The sequence below is a fragment of the Asaia sp. A2 genome (assembly GCF_057319415.1).
Map to the genome: position 1 here is coordinate 22,092 of NZ_JBXWTO010000007.1, position 17,384 is coordinate 39,475.

16 protein-coding genes are annotated in these 17,384 nt (G+C 61.1%); 7 read left to right on the forward strand and 9 right to left on the reverse strand.

The features are described 5' to 3' along the window. The first annotated feature begins 138 nt into the window (after window positions 1-138). Together ACWNRM_RS07465 and glyS are read left to right on the forward strand one after the other, a co-directional pair. Window positions 139-1,026: a glycine--tRNA ligase subunit alpha gene (locus tag ACWNRM_RS07465; RefSeq protein WP_485170219.1), complete on the forward strand. Its 888-nt coding sequence runs from the start codon at window positions 139-141 to the stop codon at window positions 1,024-1,026. Next, on the forward strand, window positions 1,026-3,095 hold the full coding sequence (glyS, locus tag ACWNRM_RS07470; protein WP_485170220.1) for a glycine--tRNA ligase subunit beta: 2,070 nt from the start codon (window positions 1,026-1,028) through the stop codon (window positions 3,093-3,095). The genes ACWNRM_RS07465 and glyS overlap by 1 nt, the downstream gene beginning before the upstream one ends. A gap of 411 nt (window positions 3,096-3,506) precedes the next feature. On the opposite strand, the gene ACWNRM_RS07475 is transcribed toward glyS, so the two are convergent. Further along, window positions 3,507-3,875 carry a hypothetical protein gene (locus tag ACWNRM_RS07475; RefSeq protein WP_485170221.1) on the reverse strand — a complete coding sequence of 123 codons (369 nt, stop codon included), beginning with the start codon at window positions 3,873-3,875 and terminating at the stop codon, window positions 3,507-3,509. A 316-nt stretch (window positions 3,876-4,191) separates the two neighbouring features. Between ACWNRM_RS07475 and ACWNRM_RS07480 the strand changes: the two genes are divergently transcribed. Genes ACWNRM_RS07480 through ACWNRM_RS07490 form a run of 3 tightly spaced genes read left to right on the forward strand, consistent with a single transcriptional unit; the run spans window position 4,192 to window position 6,868 of the window. Continuing rightward, window positions 4,192-5,631, forward strand: a complete 1,440-nt coding sequence (locus ACWNRM_RS07480; RefSeq protein WP_485170222.1) for an FAD/NAD(P)-binding protein — start codon at window positions 4,192-4,194, stop codon at window positions 5,629-5,631. Beyond that, window positions 5,631-6,005 carry a YidH family protein gene (locus tag ACWNRM_RS07485; RefSeq protein WP_485170223.1) on the forward strand — a complete coding sequence of 125 codons (375 nt, stop codon included), beginning with the start codon at window positions 5,631-5,633 and terminating at the stop codon, window positions 6,003-6,005. Before ACWNRM_RS07480 ends, ACWNRM_RS07485 begins: the two co-directional genes overlap by 1 nt. Further along, window positions 6,002-6,868 (forward strand): LysR family transcriptional regulator, encoded by an 867-nt coding sequence (locus ACWNRM_RS07490; protein WP_485170224.1) that lies wholly within the window; start codon window positions 6,002-6,004, stop codon window positions 6,866-6,868. Before ACWNRM_RS07485 ends, ACWNRM_RS07490 begins: the two co-directional genes overlap by 4 nt. Here the strand turns inward: ACWNRM_RS07490 and ACWNRM_RS07495 are convergent. The 6 genes from ACWNRM_RS07495 to ACWNRM_RS07520 form a co-directional block, all read right to left on the reverse strand. Further along, the gene (locus ACWNRM_RS07495; RefSeq protein ID WP_485170225.1) at window positions 6,852-7,202 is read right to left on the reverse strand and encodes a DUF3293 domain-containing protein; all 351 of its coding nucleotides are present in this window, start codon (window positions 7,200-7,202) and stop codon (window positions 6,852-6,854) included. The genes ACWNRM_RS07490 and ACWNRM_RS07495 overlap by 17 nt on opposite strands. A gap of 101 nt (window positions 7,203-7,303) precedes the next feature. Continuing rightward, window positions 7,304-8,458, reverse strand: a complete 1,155-nt coding sequence (gene rodA / locus ACWNRM_RS07500; RefSeq protein ID WP_485170226.1) for a rod shape-determining protein RodA — start codon at window positions 8,456-8,458, stop codon at window positions 7,304-7,306. Continuing rightward, entirely contained in the window at window positions 8,455-10,365 is a 1,911-nt protein-coding gene (gene mrdA / locus ACWNRM_RS07505; RefSeq protein ID WP_485170227.1) for a penicillin-binding protein 2, read from the reverse strand. Before mrdA ends, rodA begins: the two co-directional genes overlap by 4 nt. Window positions 10,366-10,476: 111 nt before the next feature. Next, window positions 10,477-11,043 (reverse strand): hypothetical protein, encoded by a 567-nt coding sequence (locus ACWNRM_RS07510; protein WP_485170228.1) that lies wholly within the window; start codon window positions 11,041-11,043, stop codon window positions 10,477-10,479. A gap of 4 nt (window positions 11,044-11,047) precedes the next feature. Further along, the gene (locus ACWNRM_RS07515; protein WP_485170229.1) at window positions 11,048-11,992 is read right to left on the reverse strand and encodes a rod shape-determining protein MreC; all 945 of its coding nucleotides are present in this window, start codon (window positions 11,990-11,992) and stop codon (window positions 11,048-11,050) included. 21 nt (window positions 11,993-12,013) lie between these two features. Next, window positions 12,014-13,060: a rod shape-determining protein gene (locus ACWNRM_RS07520; RefSeq protein ID WP_485170230.1), complete on the reverse strand. Its 1,047-nt coding sequence runs from the start codon at window positions 13,058-13,060 to the stop codon at window positions 12,014-12,016. Window positions 13,061-13,459: 399 nt separating this feature from the next. Between ACWNRM_RS07520 and ACWNRM_RS07525 the strand changes: the two genes are divergently transcribed. Then, entirely contained in the window at window positions 13,460-13,729 is a 270-nt protein-coding gene (locus ACWNRM_RS07525) for a hypothetical protein (RefSeq protein WP_485170231.1), read from the forward strand. 24 nt (window positions 13,730-13,753) lie between these two features. After that, window positions 13,754-14,215 (forward strand): YMGG-like glycine zipper-containing protein, encoded by a 462-nt coding sequence (locus ACWNRM_RS07530; protein ID WP_485170232.1) that lies wholly within the window; start codon window positions 13,754-13,756, stop codon window positions 14,213-14,215. Between the two features lie 194 nt (window positions 14,216-14,409). Here the strand turns inward: ACWNRM_RS07530 and ACWNRM_RS07535 are convergent, their stop codons facing one another. Both ACWNRM_RS07535 and ACWNRM_RS07540 read right to left on the reverse strand, forming a co-directional pair. Continuing rightward, window positions 14,410-15,981 carry a 2-isopropylmalate synthase gene (locus ACWNRM_RS07535; RefSeq protein ID WP_485170233.1) on the reverse strand — a complete coding sequence of 524 codons (1,572 nt, stop codon included), beginning with the start codon at window positions 15,979-15,981 and terminating at the stop codon, window positions 14,410-14,412. Window positions 15,982-16,218: 237 nt separating this feature from the next. Beyond that, complete coding sequence (locus ACWNRM_RS07540; protein WP_485170234.1) at window positions 16,219-17,115, reverse strand: N-acetylmuramoyl-L-alanine amidase family protein; 897 nt, start codon at window positions 17,113-17,115, stop codon at window positions 16,219-16,221. Between the last annotated feature and the right edge of the window lie 269 nt (window positions 17,116-17,384).

Below are 17,384 nucleotides of genomic sequence, written 5' to 3' on the forward strand. Positions count from 1 at the left end.
GTATAATGTGGTTTGGGTCGGAAAGAGTTGCAAGAGCCCGGCTCAAAGGCCAGGCCTATTGAATGCCGTGCCTGCGATTGGCTTGTTTGGGCTGTCGGGGTAGAACAGGGCAAGTGAACAAGACCGGAGCCTCGATCCTTGACCCCCTTGCCCGAAAACGGCGGACGCCCCCTTTCCTTTCAGGATCTGATCCTGCGCCTGCACCAGTTCTGGTCGGCACAGGGCTGCGCCCTGCTCCAGCCCTATGACATAGAGCTTGGCGCGGGCACGCTCTCGCCGCACACCACCTTGCGGGCATTGGGGCGCAAGCCGTGGAAGGCCGCCTATGTGCAGCCCTGCCGCCGTCCTTCCGATGGCCGCTATGGCGAAAACCCGAACCGTCTTCAGCATTATTACCAGTATCAGGTGCTGCTCAAGCCAACGCCCGAGGACAGCCAACGCCTGCTGCTCGACAGCTACCGCGCCATCGGGATCGACCCGGAAAAGCACGATATCCGCTTTGTGGAAGATGACTGGGAAAACCCGACCATCGGCGCCTGGGGTCTGGGCTGGGAAGTCTGGTGCGATGGCATGGAAGTCACGCAGTTCACCTATTTCCAGCAGGTCGGCGGCATCCCGACCGTTGTTCCCTCAACCGAGCTGACCTACGGGCTCGAGCGTCTGGCCATGTATGTGCAGGGCGTCGAAAACGTCTATGACCTCGACTTCAACGGTCAGGGCCTGAAATACGGCGATGTCTTCCTGCGCGCCGAGCAGGATTACTCGCGTCACAATTTCGAGCTGGCCGATACCGAAATGCTCATGCGTCACTTCCGTGATGCCGAGGCAGAGTCTGTCCGTCTGGCCGAAGCCGGCGTCGCCCAGCCAGCCTATGACCAGTGCGTCAAGGCCAGCCATCTGTTCAACCTGCTCGACTCACGCGGTGTGATCTCGGTCTCGGAGCGTGCCTCTTACATCGGTCGCGTGCGCAATCTTGCGAAGCTGTGCTGCGAAACCTGGCTTGCTGGCGACGAGGAGTCGAAATAATGGCCGAATTCCTTCTCGTTCTCGATTGCGAGGAAATTCCCGCCCGTATGCAGGAAACGGCGGGGCAAGATCTGGCCCGTCTGGTCAGTGAGGCCCTTTCGCCCCTGTCACCCGTAAACGTCACGACTTTCTGGGGCGCGCGTCGTATCGGCATCTCGCTACAGATCAACGATCAGATTGCCGAAACGACGCAGTCCGAGCGCGGCCCGCGCGAGAGCGCGCCCGAACAGGCGCTTGCCGGTTTTCTGCGCAAGCACGGTGCCGAGCGCGATGCGCTCGTGCTCGAAAACGGTTTCTGGGTGCTCAATCGCACGCTGCCAGCCATCACCGCTGCCCAGCAGATCGCTGCGACCATCCCCGGCCTGCTCTGGCGCTTCCCCTGGCCCAAATCGATGCGCTGGGGACAGGGCAGCGCTTTCACCTGGGTACGCCCCCTGCGCCGCGTGATCTGCCTGCTTGACGGCAAGCTGGTGCCTTTCAGCCTCGCTACCGACACCGATGATGCCCACGGGCTCGTGGCCGGTACGCAGACCGAAGGCCATCGCTTCATGGCACCGGAGGCGTTCGAGGTGACATCCTTCGAGCAGCTCAGGAGCGAGCTGTTCGCTCGCAAGGTCGTGCTCGACCCGGCGCAGCGCCTGTCGATCATTCGCGACGGGTTGCAGGCTCAGGCAGAGAGGGCCAGCCTGACCCTTGTGCAGGATGACAAGCTGGTCGAGGAAGTTTCGGGTCTGGCCGAATGGCCCGTTGCCCTGCTCGGGCGTATCGACGATGCCTATATGGACCTGCCGCCTGAAGTGATGCAGGTCTCGATGCGTATCAACCAGCGCTATTTTGCGCTGCGCACGGCAGACGGCAAGGCAGCACCGCATTTCGCATTCATCGCGAATATGGACTTTGCCGATGGTGGCGCCCTGACCATTGCAGGCAATGAGCGCGTGCTGCGGGCACGCTTTGCCGATGCCCGCCATTTCTGGGATCTCGACCGCAAGACGACGCTGGCCGATCGTGTTGCGGCGCTCGATGCCGTGACCTTCCATGCCCGCCTTGGCAGTCAGGGCGCGCGCGTCCAGCGCATCGTGACGCTGGCCGGTATCGTGGCACAGGCGATGGGGCTGGATGATGCCGCACAGAACCACGCAAAGCGTGCCGCGCTGCTGGCGAAGGCCGATCTGACCACCGGCATGGTCGGCGAGTTCCCCGAACTTCAGGGCATCATGGGCGGGTATTACGCCCGTCATGACCAAGAAGGCGATGCGGTTGCGGATGCGGTGGCAGAGCATTACATGCCGCGCGGCCTGAATGACGACACGCCGCGCGCACCTGTTTCGGTCGCCGTGGCTCTGGCAGACCGTCTGGACCTGCTGACGGCCTTTTTCGCCATGGGCGAGACGCCAAGCGGCTCTGGCGACCCCTATGCGCTGCGTCGCGCGGCGCTCGGGATCATCCGCATCATCCGCGACAACCAGTTGCGCCTCGATCTGACAGCGCTGATCGCACAGGCCGCACAGAACCTGCCCGAAGGCCTGCGCGAGGGCGGCGAGCTTGCCGCCCTGCCCGGCTTCCTGGCCGAGCGCCTGCGCGTGCAGCTTCGCACCGAGGGCGAGCGCCACGACGTGCTCGCCGCCACACTGGCAGGGGGACTGGATGGCGACCTCGTACGTCTTCTGGCCCGCACCTCGGCATTGGCCGAGATGGTGGACACGGATGACGGACGCAACCTGCTGGCTGCCAGCAAGCGCGCCGCCAATATCCTGCGTATCGAGAACCGCAAGGACGGCCCGCATCAGGGTGAGCCCGATGCGGCCCTCTATGTGCAGGATGAGGAGCGCGCTCTGGGCCACGCTCTTGCGGCCGCCCGCAAGGATATCCACGACGCCTTGGTGGCAGAGCGCTTTGCCGATGCCATGCGTGTGGCAGCAGGCCTGCGCCCGAGCCTCGATCAGTTCTTTGCCGAGGTGACGGTCAATGATCCCGAGCCCGCTCGACGCCTCAACCGCCTGCGCCTTCTGGCCCAGATTGGCGAGACACTGACCGAGATTGCCGAATTCGGACAGATCGAAGGCTGATATCGACGCCTGTCCCTGTCTTTAGCGCCTGAGGCGCTGGAGACAGGAGGCTCACTGCCTCAGCCGAGGCAACACCGCCCAGAACTCTTGCGCAGTCACCCTGCGGACAGTGCGGCCGCAAGCTGTACCCGGCAGTTTTGTCAGCCACAGCCTATCTTCTTATCAGACAAAAGCGCCCATCCGGGCTTGGGGAATGGATCGCCGCGTGCGTTGGCTGATATCATGGCCCTATGCACGACTTACGTCGTGATCCCGCAGGGATGCTCCGACACATCCCCGGCTCCGGCTCATGAACGATGGCGCCTCAAACTTCCCAGAACCCAAAAAGAGTCACGCAGGGTTCCTCGCGCCTGCGCTCTGTCCATGATCCTTGCTGACAGCACGAAGAAGCGGCCCGCGTCAGGCTTCCGGTCAGTGCCCTATTGTCTCGCCCAGCGGAGCGCGTCCGTGGCCGACCAGACTGGCATCCTGATAGGCCGGTCCAAACGCACCGATCGGTGTCCCTGTTGTCGGATCGTGCCCCGGTGCTCCATTCCCCGCAGGAAGAAACTGCCGCCCGAAATCCACGATCCTGCCAATCGTGGTGCGCCGTAAAGGCGGTGCCGCCATCGGGCGTGGCATTGGCGCAGGCTCCCAGTGCCCCGATCCCGCCAGAGGGCCATTTTGAGGCGGAACCATCTTGCTGGCAGGCATATCGAACTGAAGCGGCAGGACGGTCGAGAAGCCTTTCGCACTAGCCGGATAAGGCAGTGAGGCCGCCGCGCAGGCTACAACTATCATTATTCGCACACGGTCCTGGATCATCTCGAACCTTCCCGAAGAGTCGAAGACATGATCTTCAGATTCTGACTTGGAGTCGCGCAATAGCCTTAAGGATCGAGCGCTGTTTCAGGCCGCTATCCCCGAGATCGCAACAACATCTTCCAGACGATCGTTCGGCTCCGGAGCAGGGACTCCAGCGATACAATGCCTGCAACAAACCGCGGCCCAACCAAGGATACTGTTCATGAAAATCGATTGGTTTGATCCATAATATCAATTGGATCGATTGACCTGTGCCCCTGATACTCCACGAGACGCGAGGGAGTGGGAAACCATGGACAGGCCATATGAGATTGTCATTATCGGCGGGGGAGCCAGCGCAACCCTGCTCGCCCATGGGCTCAAAAGACGGCACGGACGGAATTGTCTGATCATCGATCCCAACGCCAACCCGGCTCTCGGGGTGGCCTATGGCACGCGGTGCATCGGCCACCTGCTCAACGTTCCTGCCTGCGGCATGAGCGGGCTGGCGGACGAGCCGGATCATTTCGTGCAGTGGCTACACCGGTACATCGATCCGGGTATCGCACCCGATGCCTTCATCCCCCGCGCGATTTACGGCCTCTACCTCCAGCACCTGTTTGACGAAAGCGGCGTCGCATCCATTCAGGGCAAGGTGGTGGCATGCCATGTTGTCGCTAGGGGTTTCCGGCTTGTCCTGGCCTCCGGAGAAATCGTCATGGCGCAGCAGGTTGTTCTGGCTCTTGGCAATTTCCCGCCTGCCATGCTGCGTGGCGCACCCCCTGAAATCATGCACGACCCGCGTTATCATCACAATGTCTGGGATAGCGGGGCCGGTCATCGCACTGACGCTGCCAAAGATATGGACGCGAGTGGCCGCCTCACCCCTTTTGCCCCAGAGGCGACATTACTGATGATCGGTAGCGGCCTGACTGCCATCGACATGGTCATGAAGGCGCGCCTCGCCGGACATGCGGGACCGATCCATCTCCTGTCAGGCCATGCAAGCCTACCGAAGCCCCACAAACCCGGCCAGAAATCTGTGGCGCCTGTTATCAGCGTCGAAAAAGGCGCCGATCAGAAGGGCGCCCGTCTCAGCCGGTATGTCCGTGAATTTCATGCAGCGCTGAAGCGGGGACTGGACTGGCGCAGCGCGATCGACAGCCTGCGTCCCATCACCAATACCTTGTGGGCAGCGCTATCGCAGACAGAGCAGGCGCGGTTCAATCGTCATCTCAGGCGTCGATGGGATGTAGCGCGCCACCGCATCGCGCCACAAATCGCCGCTTTCCTGCACGATGCCCTTCAGGAAGGCACGCTTGAACTTCACGCCGGCCGTGTCACGCATATCGAGGCGCAGCCTGAAGGCCTGATCGTGACAGCCAGCCACGCCAGGGGCCAGACGCGCTTTCGCGCTGACCATGTGCTGAATTGCACGGGTCCCGATCTCGACTACACACGTGTCGGATCGGCCTTGCTTGAGCAGTTATTTGCCTCGGGGCTTGCCTCGCCCGGCAACCGGGGCGCCGGGCTGGATACGGGCTATGATGGCAGGCTGATCGACGCCAATGGCGAAAGCCCTCATGCCCTCTACACCCTGGGACCCGCCCGACTGGGAACACTGTTCGAATCCATCGCCATTCCGGAAATCCGCCAGCAGGCCTATGATCTCGCCATACGCCTCGCCAGCCCTTCAACCGTCCAGACGTCAAAGGGCGCGTCTGCTTCCCCCCGTCATGAGAGCCGTTCCTGATGATTGCCCGCTATACCGACCACGCCGCCAATGAACGCACTTTTCTAGCCTGGGTGCGTACGGCGCTGGCGATGGTCGCCATCGGGTGCATGCTGGCAAAATTCAACATCTTTCTGCGCCTTATCAGCAGCGAGCATCATGCTGCCATGCCGGTCCTGCCGGGGTCCTCAGCCTGGATCGGGGTCGCCACCATCTGTGCCGGGCTTGCGCTTCTGCCTGCCAGCTGGTGGCGGTTTCGCAAGGCAAAGGAAGCCCTGTCGGCAGAGGAACCCCGTGAGATCACGCTCAGTGGACTGGAGGGTATTTTCTGTCTGCTCCTCTGCGCCCTGATCGGCGCCATTCTGCTCTCGCTGCTCGGCGTTCTGCCTTCATGACGCTTGACCAGCTGCGCATCTTTGTGGCGGTCGCAGAACGCGAGCATATGACCCGTGCAGCCGAGGCGCTCTGCCTGACCCAGTCAGCGGTCAGCCATGCCATCATGACGCTGGAACAGACATTCGGCCTCGTCTTTTTCGATCGTATCGGTCGGCGCATACGCCTGACACAAGCAGGCGCGCTCTTTCTGGAGGAAGCCCGTGCAGTTCTCAAACGCGCTGGTGCGGCCCAGCAGCGCATGCGCGCCCTGACGACGCTCGATGAGGGGTCGCTGCATCTCTGGGCCAGCCAGACCATCGCCAGCTATTGGCTACCCGCCCGTATCAATTGCTTTCATGAACAGCATCCGGCTATCACGCTGGAAGTCACCATCAGCAACACCGAGGATATCTGTCAGCATCTGCTGGACGATACGCTGGCCATGGGGCTGATTGAAGGCGCTGTGACGAACCCCACGCTGACAGCCACCTCAGTCGCAACCGATCAGCTTCTGCTCGTGGTCGCTCCTGAACACAAATGGGCCCACCAACCGCCCCACCCCCAGGACCTTGCCGGTTCAGACTGGATTTTGCGCGAGAAAGGCTCAGGCACCCGTGCCAGCTTTGAAAAAGCGGTGGCAGACTGGGGCGTTGACCGCGCTGCCCTGCCTGTCGTGATGGAGCTGACGTCCAACGAGGCCATCGCCAATGCTGTCGCGACCGGCAATGCAGCCACGGTGCTTTCGGCCAGTGTGGTCGCTGGCTTGATCGAGAACGGGCTGCTGCATCATGTCGGCATCCGCTTTCCCGAGCGTCATTTCTCGCTCGTGCGCAACGCCAGAGCGCTCTCCCCAGCAGAGAACGCGTTTATCGCCGTGCTTTGAACACTTCGGTTAGCGCAAGGCGGTCGCATAGCCACACCAGCCGGGCCTTTTGCCCCCTTCGTGCGATGACGAGGGCATTCTGGCCGAATTGTCGGCCCAGTACCCGGGCTTTGCCAGGAGAGAGCGGCACTGCGAAAAACGGCTCCTGCCACTGCCCCAGCACACCCTCACCGCAGAGCACCATAGGCGTGAGGCCCGAGCCAGACGAACGCAATGCACGGTCGAGTTTCTTGCGCAAAGCCGTCATGGCGCGCTGATTGTACCCATCAGGCATTCGCCTGCCACCGGGATTACAGGCCCCGATCAGCACAAGCGCCGGAACAGAAAAAGGCAACGGCTTGAGTGTCTGCCCGATACGCAGGGCAAAGGGCGCAATCCGATACGCCGTGTCATGATAGGCACGCAGGATCGCCGGGCTCGGCGGTCTGATCCTTCTTACAGATCCGGATTACGCTCGACAACATCGCGCTCGTTGCGATGCACCCAGGAAGAAAGCAGCAAGCCAAAGCCGAACATCATGGTGAGCATGGCCGAGCCGCCATAGGAAATGAGGGGCAGCGGCACGCCACCCACCGGAATGACCCCCATAACCATCGACAGATTGACCGCGCAGTAAAGGAAGAAATCGACCGAGATGCCCAGAGCCAGAAGCCGCCCGAACTGGTTGCGGCTGCGCATGGACATGAGCATTCCCCCGACCACAAGCGTGGCCAGAAGACCAATGACCGACACCGCGCCGACATAGCCCCATTCCTCACCAATCATGGTGAAAATGAAATCGGTCTGTTTTTCCGGCAGGAAGTTCAGCTGGCCCTGCGTCCCGCGCAGATAACCCTCGCCCCACATCCCTCCCGAGCCGAGGGCGATCTTGGACTGGATGATGTTATAGCCAGCGCCAAGCGGGTCATGCTCAGGGTGCAGGAAGGTGTCGATGCGGGCCTTCTGGTAGTCATGCAGATGCGCATAGACGAACTTGCCGAGGAACGGCACCGGCGCCACCAGCAGCACGATCTGCCAGAGGCGCATACCGGCCGCGAAGAATATGGTCGCGCCTATGAGACCGATGATGACAGCTGTGCCCAGATTGGGCTCCTTGAGCACCAGAACCACTGGCAGGAGCGTCAGCAAGGCGGGCGGGATCAATCGGAGCGGATTGCCCATGCGCTTGATGTCGATGCGATGAAACCAGCTTGCCAGAGCCAGGACCAGAGCAATTTTGGCGAATTCCGAGGGCTGAAACTGGATACCGGCCAGGTTGATCCAGCGCTCTGCACCCTTGCCCACATGGCCCATGCGCAGCACGAGGGTCAGCAGAGTGATGGCCACGAGGTAAATCGGAATGGAGAGCAGACGCAGCACCCTGGGGCTGGTGAGTGCAACCACGATCATCATCACGAGACCGAAGCCAAAGCGCACCATCTGCGGGCGAGCAAAAGGCTTGGCCGTACCGCCTCCGGCAGAGTAGAGCGCGAGATAGCCCACCCCGGCCAGCGCGCAGATAAGAAGCACATAGAGCCAGTTGATCTGAAGCAGCTTGCCCAGAAGCCTGAAACTTGGCTCGGGACGCCACAGGCGTTTCTGCCAGTTCAATATGCGGCGTCCGCAACAGCCTGACCAGGCGCATGATCATGGTTGACCGGATCACGCGAGAGCGTGTCGGTCATGATGTCACGCGCCAGAGGTGCCGCGGCATCGGCACCGCCATTGCCATGTTCGATCACGACGGCAATAGCATAACGCGGTGCGTCATAGGGAGCAAAGCAGATGAACAGGGCGTGGGGGCGCTCTTCCCACGGCAGATTCATCGAATTGAAGTGACCGCTCTCACGCAGGGCGCGTGAAACGCGTCGCACCTGCGCCGACCCTGTCTTGCCCGCCATCGCCACATCGGGAATATTCAGCCTGGCCTTCGGCGCAGTGCCATGCGGCGCATTGACGACATCGAACATCCCCTGACGAATGACCGAAAGGTGCGTGTCAGGAATATCCAGTGCAGGGGCAGCGTCGAGCGGCGTGTGCTCGGAATCCTTGTCATTGATCTTGCGTACCAGATGCGGCGTGACATTCCGGCCCGAAGCTATGCGCGAAACATAGGTCGCAAGTTCAAGCGGCGTCACCTGCACGAAACCCTGTCCGATACCGGCATTGACCGTGTCGCCGCCATTCCAGTGAAATCCGTGCTTCTGCCGCCATTCCGGGGTAGGGATTACACCGGCGCGCGTATGGGGCAGCTCGATATCCAGCCTGGTGCCAAGACCAAACCCATTGGCCATCGCCTTGATTGGCTCCATCCCGATCTTGCGTGCAGCCAGATAGAAATAGACGTCGCAGCTATACATGAGCGCTTGCTGCATGGTGATATTTCCATGCCCCCAGCGCGACCAGCAGTGAAAGCGAACGCCGCCCATGTCATAATAGCCCGGGCAGTTGAAACGGTCCTGGGGGCTGATCTGCCCTGACTGCAACGCGGCAAGCGCCACGGCAGGCTTGAACGTCGAACCCGGCGGGTAAACACCTGCCACGGTCTTGTTGATGAGTGGTGTGCGGACGTTATTGGTCCATTCGATCCACTGGGCGTGGCTCACGCCTGAATCAAACAGGGACGGATCGAAAGACGGCGTGCTGACCATGGCCAGCACCTCGCCATTGCGGCAATCCATCACCACGACGCTGGCAGCCTGATCGCCGATGCGGTTGAGCACCATCTGCTGCAATCCGGCATCGATGGTCAGAACGACCTCGTCTCCCTGCTGACCGTCGACGCGGTCCATCTCGCCCATGACGCGGCCCTTGGAGTTGACCTCCATTTCCACCGAGCCTGGCTGACCACGCAGCAGGTCATCCTGTGTCTGCTCGATGCCAGCGCGTCCGGCACGCATGCCAGGGAGTGCCATCATGGGGCTCGATGCTACATCGCGCTCATTGGGTGGGGCAACATAACCAACAATATGCGCAAGCTGCGATCCATAAGGGTAAAGGCGCGTCGTTCCCACATCGATCAACACGCCAGGCAGGCTTGGCGCGTTGAGTTCGATACGCGCCATGTCATCCCAGCTCAGAAAATCCTTGAGCGCAACGGGCACATATTTGCGGATATGGCGCAGATCACGCTCGATACGGGCCTGATCGCGATCATCCAGCGCGATGATCTGCCCGAACCGGGCAATCGTCGCATGGATATCGGTCGTTTCCTCAGGCATGAGAAGCGCACGCCAGTTGACCTTGTTACCGGCAAGCTGGATGCCGAACCGATCGACAATCTGCCCGCGCGCCGGGGCCAGGAGTCGTTTGCTGGTACGATTGCGGGCGGCAAGATCACGCAGATGGTCACCCTCATGCACCTGCAGGTCGTAAAGTTTCTTGCCCAGCACACCGAGTACACCCGCCTGCGTGGCCAGGACGAGAAGCGCACGACGGGTGAACACACCGCGTGAGGGGGTGACTTCCTCGCGCCGGGTCCGGGCACGAGACGATGGGGAACGCTTGTTCTTTCTCATCGCGTGGCGGAAATCCCGTTACGCGACGACGCCATGACGTCGCTCTCGCCTGTCGGACGTTCAACACAAGGCGCTGCGCTGTAACGGGACATCATGGTCAAGACGGTGCCTTCAGGCTTGCTCGGGGTTTGCCACTGTACGACGCGCCCAGGTGAACAGGGCGCTCAAGGTCGGATAGATACCAATTGTCACCGCCGCCTGAAAGAGACTCGGCCCCGGTGACAGCAATGTTAACGTCCCGATACACGCGATGATCCAACCAAACAACGACAAAACCAGCGCAAGCGCGCCGAGGAGCGCCCAGCCAAACAGAAAGCTTATACGGCTCAGTCCGTAGCGCCACAGATGCGCCACACCATGCAAAACAAGAAGTGAGAACAGGAATACACCCGGCGGCCCAAAGCTGAGCGCCTCGCACATGAGCCCCACGCAGAACGTCATGAAAGGCGTCATGGATTGCGGACGATGAGACGACCAGAAGAAAACCGTACTTGCCCCGATACCGAAGCAGAGCTCGCTCTGTCCGGGCAGACCTAGGTCTGCTGACAGAAGCAATGCGCATACCACCACGAAGAGTGATGGCATGAGCGCACGCATGAGACGATCGATACGCCGACGCAAGGTCTGCCGGGGTGCGATGCCGGGATGAATGTCGGGAGGCAGACGATGGGACACCATGCGGTCAGCCCTGCCCGCGCACAGGTTTCTGAAACGGGACAAAGGGCAGTTCCGGGGCTACCGGCATGGGCGGGGTCAGATGGACGCGCCCTGGCGCCTCCGGGCCGTTGTGATCGGCAATCATGTAATTGAACACACGCACGATATCCGGATGATCAAGCGCAGCTTCAGGCACAACAACAGGCGTGCCAGGACGGAGATAATGAACTGTCCCGACCACAAGCCCTCCCGGCATACCGGCGAAAGCACCATGGTCATGGCCTTCAGGAGCAGGCTGCTCACCGGTTACGACGCGCTCTCCCTCAACCGGCCGATTATCCTGGGAGTAATAAATGAGGCGCGGATAAGGGGACCCGTCTCCGGCCATGATCGCGTTGCCCCGTGAGGCAACCAGCATGACAGGAATACGGCTTGCCTCGTCATTGATCATCAGGATCCGGACTGTATGCGCGCCCGTCTCCGTCACGCGCCCCAGAAGTCCTGAGGCATCCAGCGCCACATCGCCAGGCACAATGGCGTGACCATCGCCCACAGCAAGCAGAATGGAACGACCATAGAGCCCTCCTGCATCGCGCAGGGCATGACCGCTCACGAAATTGGGAGCGCTATCGGGTATCCAATGCAGGCTGGCCTTGAGCTGGGCGTTCTCGTTGGCGAGAGCAACGGCAACATCGTACCAGCGACGCAGCTGCTCATTCTCCGAACGCAGGCGGGCATTTTCGCCGACAATATCAGTCAACCCTGCAAGAGACTGGCGCAGGTGGCCCAGCTCCGCACCCGGTGCCGCCATCAGACGATAGGCCGGCGAAAGTCCATCGGCCAGCTTCATGCGCAGGGAGTCGACGGCAGGGCGTCGGGTCAGACCCAGCATGATCAGCCCGACCGCCAGAATGAAGAAAAACGGAAGCATCAGCTTCGCGAGTGCATGTCGTCCCTGTATCGACAGCATCGACCGGATGCTCCCTGACTATCAGTACATCGAAATAAGGACATTCCGCAGACGACGCATCTCCTCAAGGGCTCGGCCTGTCCCGAGCGCCACACAGGAAAGCGGAGATTCGCCAACAGTGACCGGCAGACCCGTCGCATTGCGCAGGACATCATCAAGACGATAGAGCAATGCCCCGCCGCCTGTCAGCACAATACCCTTGTCAACAATATCAGCGGCGAGTTCAGGCGGCGTATTCTCAAGCGCGATCGTAACCGCGTCTACAATCTGCATGACGGGTTCGGAAAGGCTCTCGGCAACCTGTGCCTGGCTCACGAGCACCTCACGAGGCACTCCGTTGATAAGGTCGCGTCCCTTGACCTCCTTGACGGGGCCCGGATCACGCGGGTCGTCGGGCAGACAGGCCGAGCCGATATCCATCTTCAGACGTTCCGCCGAGCTTTCACCGATCAGCAGATTGAAGGTCTTGCGGATATACGAGATGATTGCATCATCCATCTTGTCGCCGCCGACGCGTACCGATCGGGCATAAACGATACCGCCAAGCGAGATCACGGCCACTTCGGTCGTACCGCCGCCGATATCGACAATCATGCTGCCCGACGGCTCGGTAACAGGCAGGCCCGCACCAATCGCGGCCGCCATAGGCTCCTCGATGAGCATGACCTTGCGCGCACCAGCACTTTCGGCACTCTCCTGAATGGCACGTCGTTCGACAGCCGTGGAACCTGACGGCACACAGACGATGATCTGCGGACTGGCAAAGGCGCGGCGGTTATGAACCTTGCGAATGAAATGCTTGATCATTTCCTCCGCCACCTCGAAATCGGCAATCACGCCGTCGCGCAGCGGGCGAATGGCGGTAATATTGCCAGGTGTACGCCCCACCATCAGCTTGGCCTCTTCGCCAACCGCCAGAACCTGCTTCTTGCCACGCACCTCAGCGATGGCAACGACAGATGGTTCATCAAGGACGATGCCGCGTCCCTTCACGTAGACGAGTGTATTGGCGGTGCCGAGGTCAATAGCCATGTCTGCCGACATGAGACCCAGCAGACGTGAGAACATTCAAGCCTCCTGGCCGAAAAGATTGTGCGCATACATGTTGCGCCCTGCCTTCGTCTCGCCTGCATGATTACCCTTGGGGAATGCGTGGAGCCTTGACGGGCCGAAGTCGTGACGCGAGATATTCTGGCGGGTGGCTTACCGGTGCACCGTGTGAGGGGCAAGAGGTGATCAGGGAAAATTGCAGTTTAATGACCAGAAACCTTGCCTGAGCCATGCTTTATTGCAGCGGTTACCTTTAGTTACAAACTGTCCCGCCTTAGCCATGATGCCGACACGCTGACAACGTGGGTGGAACCCTAATTTATTCATGACCTGTTCACGACTGGGTGGCCCGAGGAAACCCGGGAAAAACCACTCCGTTCTCACAGCGTCGAATGAATGAACCAGGATACCAGACCAATGACGAAGCGTCCTTCCCCCCTTTCTCTGCGCAGCCTTCTGGCTGCTTTGGCCTGCCTCGGTATGCTGGGCCTGAGCGCCTGCGGGAATCCTTATGATCCCGGCGCACGCGCAGGGTCGGGCGCCCTGATCGGCGCAGGCGGCGGCGCGGCGATTGGCGCGCTGGCCGGTGGTGGCCGTGGTGCGGCTATCGGCGCTCTCGCCGGTGGTGCGCTTGGGGCAGCCGGCGGTGCCGCAACCACCCCCAACCGCCCGCGTTCCGGCTACTGATTTCCAGCCATCCGAAAGCCTGTCATGATAATTGCCTTCAAATCCTGCAACCACTCACGCACTGCTTCGCTGAGTGTCCTCGGCATTACCGGGATTTGCCTGATGCTCAATGGTTGTGGCAGCCCCTATGACCCGGGTGCACGGGCTGGCTCGGGCGCCTTGATCGGTGGCGGTGCCGGCGCGGCAATCGGTGCTCTTGCAGGTGGTGGCCGGGGCGCTGCCATCGGCGCGCTGGCAGGCGGTCTGGTGGGCGCGGCTGGTGGAGCAGCCACAACGCCCAATCGTCCGGGAGCCGGTTACGCCCAGGGTGGGTATTACAACCAGAACGGCTACGCCAATCAGGCCCCGCCACAGCAGGGCTACCAGCAGCCGTATTATAATAATGGCCAGAACGGATATGCCGCGCCAGCCTATCCCGCGCAGCCCCAGGCCGCATATCCGGCCCAGCAAGGTTATCCAGCCTATAACCAGGGTTACGGATACTAGTCACAACGGCCTCGCCGTTTTTTACACCATGCGGAAAACGCCCCGCAGCGATACCGCTTCGGGGCGTTTTCCTTTATCCCGTGCCGTTACAGCTTCCATAAGCGGGCGCAAGCTCATGACAGCCTCAAGGTGCCGTCAAAGAACCCCGGCAGCCTGATTCCGCCGGGGCTTGAAAACATCGATCTGCCGTCTGATCAGACCGCAAGCGCCTCGGGCTCGCTGCGGGCACGCTTGACCAGCAGCTTGTTCAGCGCGTGAACATAAGCACGCACCGCAGAGACGATTGTGTCGGCATCAGCGCCCTGACCATCCACCATCTTTCCGCCCTCTTGGAGGCGGACAGTTGTCTTCGCCTGGGCATCCGTGCCCTCGGTCACGGCGCCGACAGAGAACAGCGCCAGCTCGGCCTCATGCGGGAAGATCTCGCCAATTGCCTTGAAGGCAGCATCGACCGGACCGTTACCGCTGACCTTTGCCGTGCGCACAACGCCATCCACAAGCAATTCGAGAGCTGCTTCGGCCGGACGCTTCGAGCCAGCCGTCAGCTCCAGCGCGACAAAGCGGATGCGGTCGTGATCACGGGTTTCGTCATCGACCAGGGCGCGGATATCTTCGTCGAATACGGTCTTTTTCTGATCCGCCAGAACCTTGAAGCGCTCGAAGGCATCCTGGATCTTCTCATCCGGCAGGTCGTAGCCCAGCGCCTTGAGCTTATCGCGGAAGGCAGCGCGCCCCGAATGCTTGCCCAGAACGAGCGATGTCTTGCTCCAGCCCACGCTTTCCGGCGTCATGATCTCGTAAGTCGCGGCGTTCTTCAGGATACCGTCCTGATGGATACCACTCTCATGAGCAAAGGCATTCCGCCCCACGATCGCCTTGTTGGGCTGCACGTCAAAGCCGGTGATGTTGGCCAGAAGGCGCGAGATCCCCAGCAGACGTGGCGTCTCGATACGGTTCTGGAAGGGAATCTTGTCACGGCGCGTACGGATCGCCATGACGATTTCTTCAAGCGCCGCATTGCCGGCACGCTCGCCAATACCATTGATCGTGCACTCGATCTGGCGGGCGCCACCGGCGACTGCTGCCAGGGTATTGGCGACACCCAGGCCCAGATCGTTGTGGTTATGGGTCGAGAAGATCACCTTTTCCGCGCCCGGCACGCGCTCACGCAGCATGGTGAAGATAGCCTGCAACTCATCCGGCGTCGTGAAGCCAACCGTGTCAGGAATATTGATGGTCGTCGCGCCATGACGGATCGCCATTTCCACGCAACGACACAGGAAATCCGGCTCGGTGCGTGAACCGTCCTCAGCCGACCACTGCACGTCATCCGTGAAGTGACGCGACGCCTTGTTGCCCTCGGCAATCAGCTCCAGAACCGTCTCGGGCTCCATGCGCAGCTTGTACTTCATGTGCAGCGGCGAGGTGGAAATGAAGTTGTGAATTCGACGGCGCGGCGCCTTGGCAATAGCCTCGCCTGCGGCCTCGATGTCCCGCTTGCCACCGCTTCGGGCCAGACCGCAGACCACGGCCTCGCGGACCGTTTCAGCAATCTTCTGCACGCTTTCAAAATCGCCGGGCGACGCAACCGGGAAGCCGGCTTCGATCACATCGACACCCAGCTCTTCAAGAGCCTTCGCCATACGGATCTTCTCTTCCAGATTCATCGAGAAGCCGGGCGATTGCTCGCCATCACGCAGGGTGGTGTCAAAAATGATGACGCGGTCGTCAGCAACCGTGCCGAAAGAAGGATGGATAATGGTCATGGCTTTGTCTTTTCGTGGCTTTGAACAACAGGATCGTAACCCCTGAACGCGCCGGTCGAACCGGCCGCAAAATGCGCTCAGGGGCAGATAAGTCGAAGCGTACGAAGAAGGAGGCCCGGGCATAGATCAGCGCGTGCTGCTGCACGGGATCCTATGCTTGAAAGGGGCGCCAGAATGTTCATGACGCCCTTCCTACTGTAAAAGACCTGCCGTTGCCTAGCGCGGTCGCATCATTTTCTAGCCCGAATGCGCAATATTCATGCCAGATCCGGCGAAATACCGATCGATTGCCGCGCGCATGGCGGTCGCCACCTGCTTGCGATAGCCTCCCTGCCTCAGGGCCGCCTCATCATGCCGGTTGGACATGAAACCCATTTCAACCAGCACAGAGGGAATATCGGCCGATTTGAGCACGACAAAAGCTGCATGACGCGCGGGATGGCGCAGCAGGCCGATACGCGGCTGAAAGGCTGATACAACACTGGCGGCCATATGCGCCGACCCCCGCCTCGTCTCCTCATTCACGAGGCTGGCGAGAATGGCCTGCACCTCGGAGGACATGCCGTGAAACGCGGGGCCCGCAAACCGGTCAGCGCTGTTCTCGGTCTGGGCAAGCGAGGCAGTCTGTGCATCTGATGCACCGTTGGAAAGCGTATAGACGCTGGCGCCCCTTACCTCCGGGTCATGCAGGGCGTCGGCATGCATGGAAATGAAAAGCTCTGCCTTGTGGCGGTGCGCAAGGTCCACGCGCCCCTCAAGCGGAATGAAGTGATCGTCTGCACGTGTCATCACCACATCATAGCGCCCGGCGCGCCTGATCTGGTGACAGAGTTCCTGCGCTGCGGCTGCGGCAATGTGTTTCTCATAGGTGCCGGTAACACCAATCGCCCCTGGGTCTTTGCCTCCATGGCCGGGGTCAAGCATGATCACAGGGCGCGGTGGTGCGGCCTTGCCTGTCAGCGCTGGCGCCCTGGCGTGCGGCGTCTGATGGTGGACGCCCGTCCCCTGCGCTGCGTGATGGGCCGCCCGGTGGCCCACCGCTCCCGCAGCATGCGGACCCAGCAACGTGCCTGTGGCCAGCGAGCCCCCCAGAAAACGCGTCACCTTACGGCGGGTCGGATCAAAAACAGGCATAGGCGGCCCCGGTGATGAGAAATGACCATGCATCTTCTGATCAAAAAATAAGGTGTCAACAAGGCGATAGCGGCCATCTTGCATGGCACGGCATTTTCCGTCATCCTGTGGGAGAAGGATCACGATACGGTCGATCCGGCGTCAGGACAGCGCCCCGTCTAGAGGGGAATTCTCCAAGCGCCGCTCCCGTTTTCTGGCATGCTTCGCGCGCCATCATGGTTTGCAAGAGCCCCCTCCCTCCCGCAGGCACAGCCGCGGGACGACAAGAG

What these genes read in the sequence shown, in the direction of transcription:
- ACWNRM_RS07540 (WP_485170234.1), bottom strand. Translation starts at nt 17,115, where the DNA reads ATGCCTGTTTTTGATCCGACCCGCCGTAAGGTGACGCGTTTTCTGGGG.
- ACWNRM_RS07480 (WP_485170222.1), top strand. Translation starts at nt 4,192, where the DNA reads ATGGACAGGCCATATGAGATTGTCATTATCGGCGGGGGAGCCAGCGCA.
- mrdA (WP_485170227.1), bottom strand. Translation starts at nt 10,365, where the DNA reads ATGAGAAAGAACAAGCGTTCCCCATCGTCTCGTGCCCGGACCCGGCGC.
- ACWNRM_RS07535 (WP_485170233.1), bottom strand. Translation starts at nt 15,981, where the DNA reads ATGACCATTATCCATCCTTCTTTCGGCACGGTTGCTGACGACCGCGTC.
- glyS (WP_485170220.1), top strand. Translation starts at nt 1,026, where the DNA reads ATGGCCGAATTCCTTCTCGTTCTCGATTGCGAGGAAATTCCCGCCCGT.
- ACWNRM_RS07475 (WP_485170221.1), bottom strand. Translation starts at nt 3,875, where the DNA reads ATGATAGTTGTAGCCTGCGCGGCGGCCTCACTGCCTTATCCGGCTAGT.
- ACWNRM_RS07520 (WP_485170230.1), bottom strand. Translation starts at nt 13,060, where the DNA reads ATGTTCTCACGTCTGCTGGGTCTCATGTCGGCAGACATGGCTATTGAC.
- ACWNRM_RS07490 (WP_485170224.1), top strand. Translation starts at nt 6,002, where the DNA reads ATGACGCTTGACCAGCTGCGCATCTTTGTGGCGGTCGCAGAACGCGAG.
- ACWNRM_RS07485 (WP_485170223.1), top strand. Translation starts at nt 5,631, where the DNA reads ATGATTGCCCGCTATACCGACCACGCCGCCAATGAACGCACTTTTCTA.
- ACWNRM_RS07525 (WP_485170231.1), top strand. Translation starts at nt 13,460, where the DNA reads ATGACGAAGCGTCCTTCCCCCCTTTCTCTGCGCAGCCTTCTGGCTGCT.
- ACWNRM_RS07530 (WP_485170232.1), top strand. Translation starts at nt 13,754, where the DNA reads ATGATAATTGCCTTCAAATCCTGCAACCACTCACGCACTGCTTCGCTG.
- ACWNRM_RS07510 (WP_485170228.1), bottom strand. Translation starts at nt 11,043, where the DNA reads ATGGTGTCCCATCGTCTGCCTCCCGACATTCATCCCGGCATCGCACCC.
- ACWNRM_RS07515 (WP_485170229.1), bottom strand. Translation starts at nt 11,992, where the DNA reads ATGCTGTCGATACAGGGACGACATGCACTCGCGAAGCTGATGCTTCCG.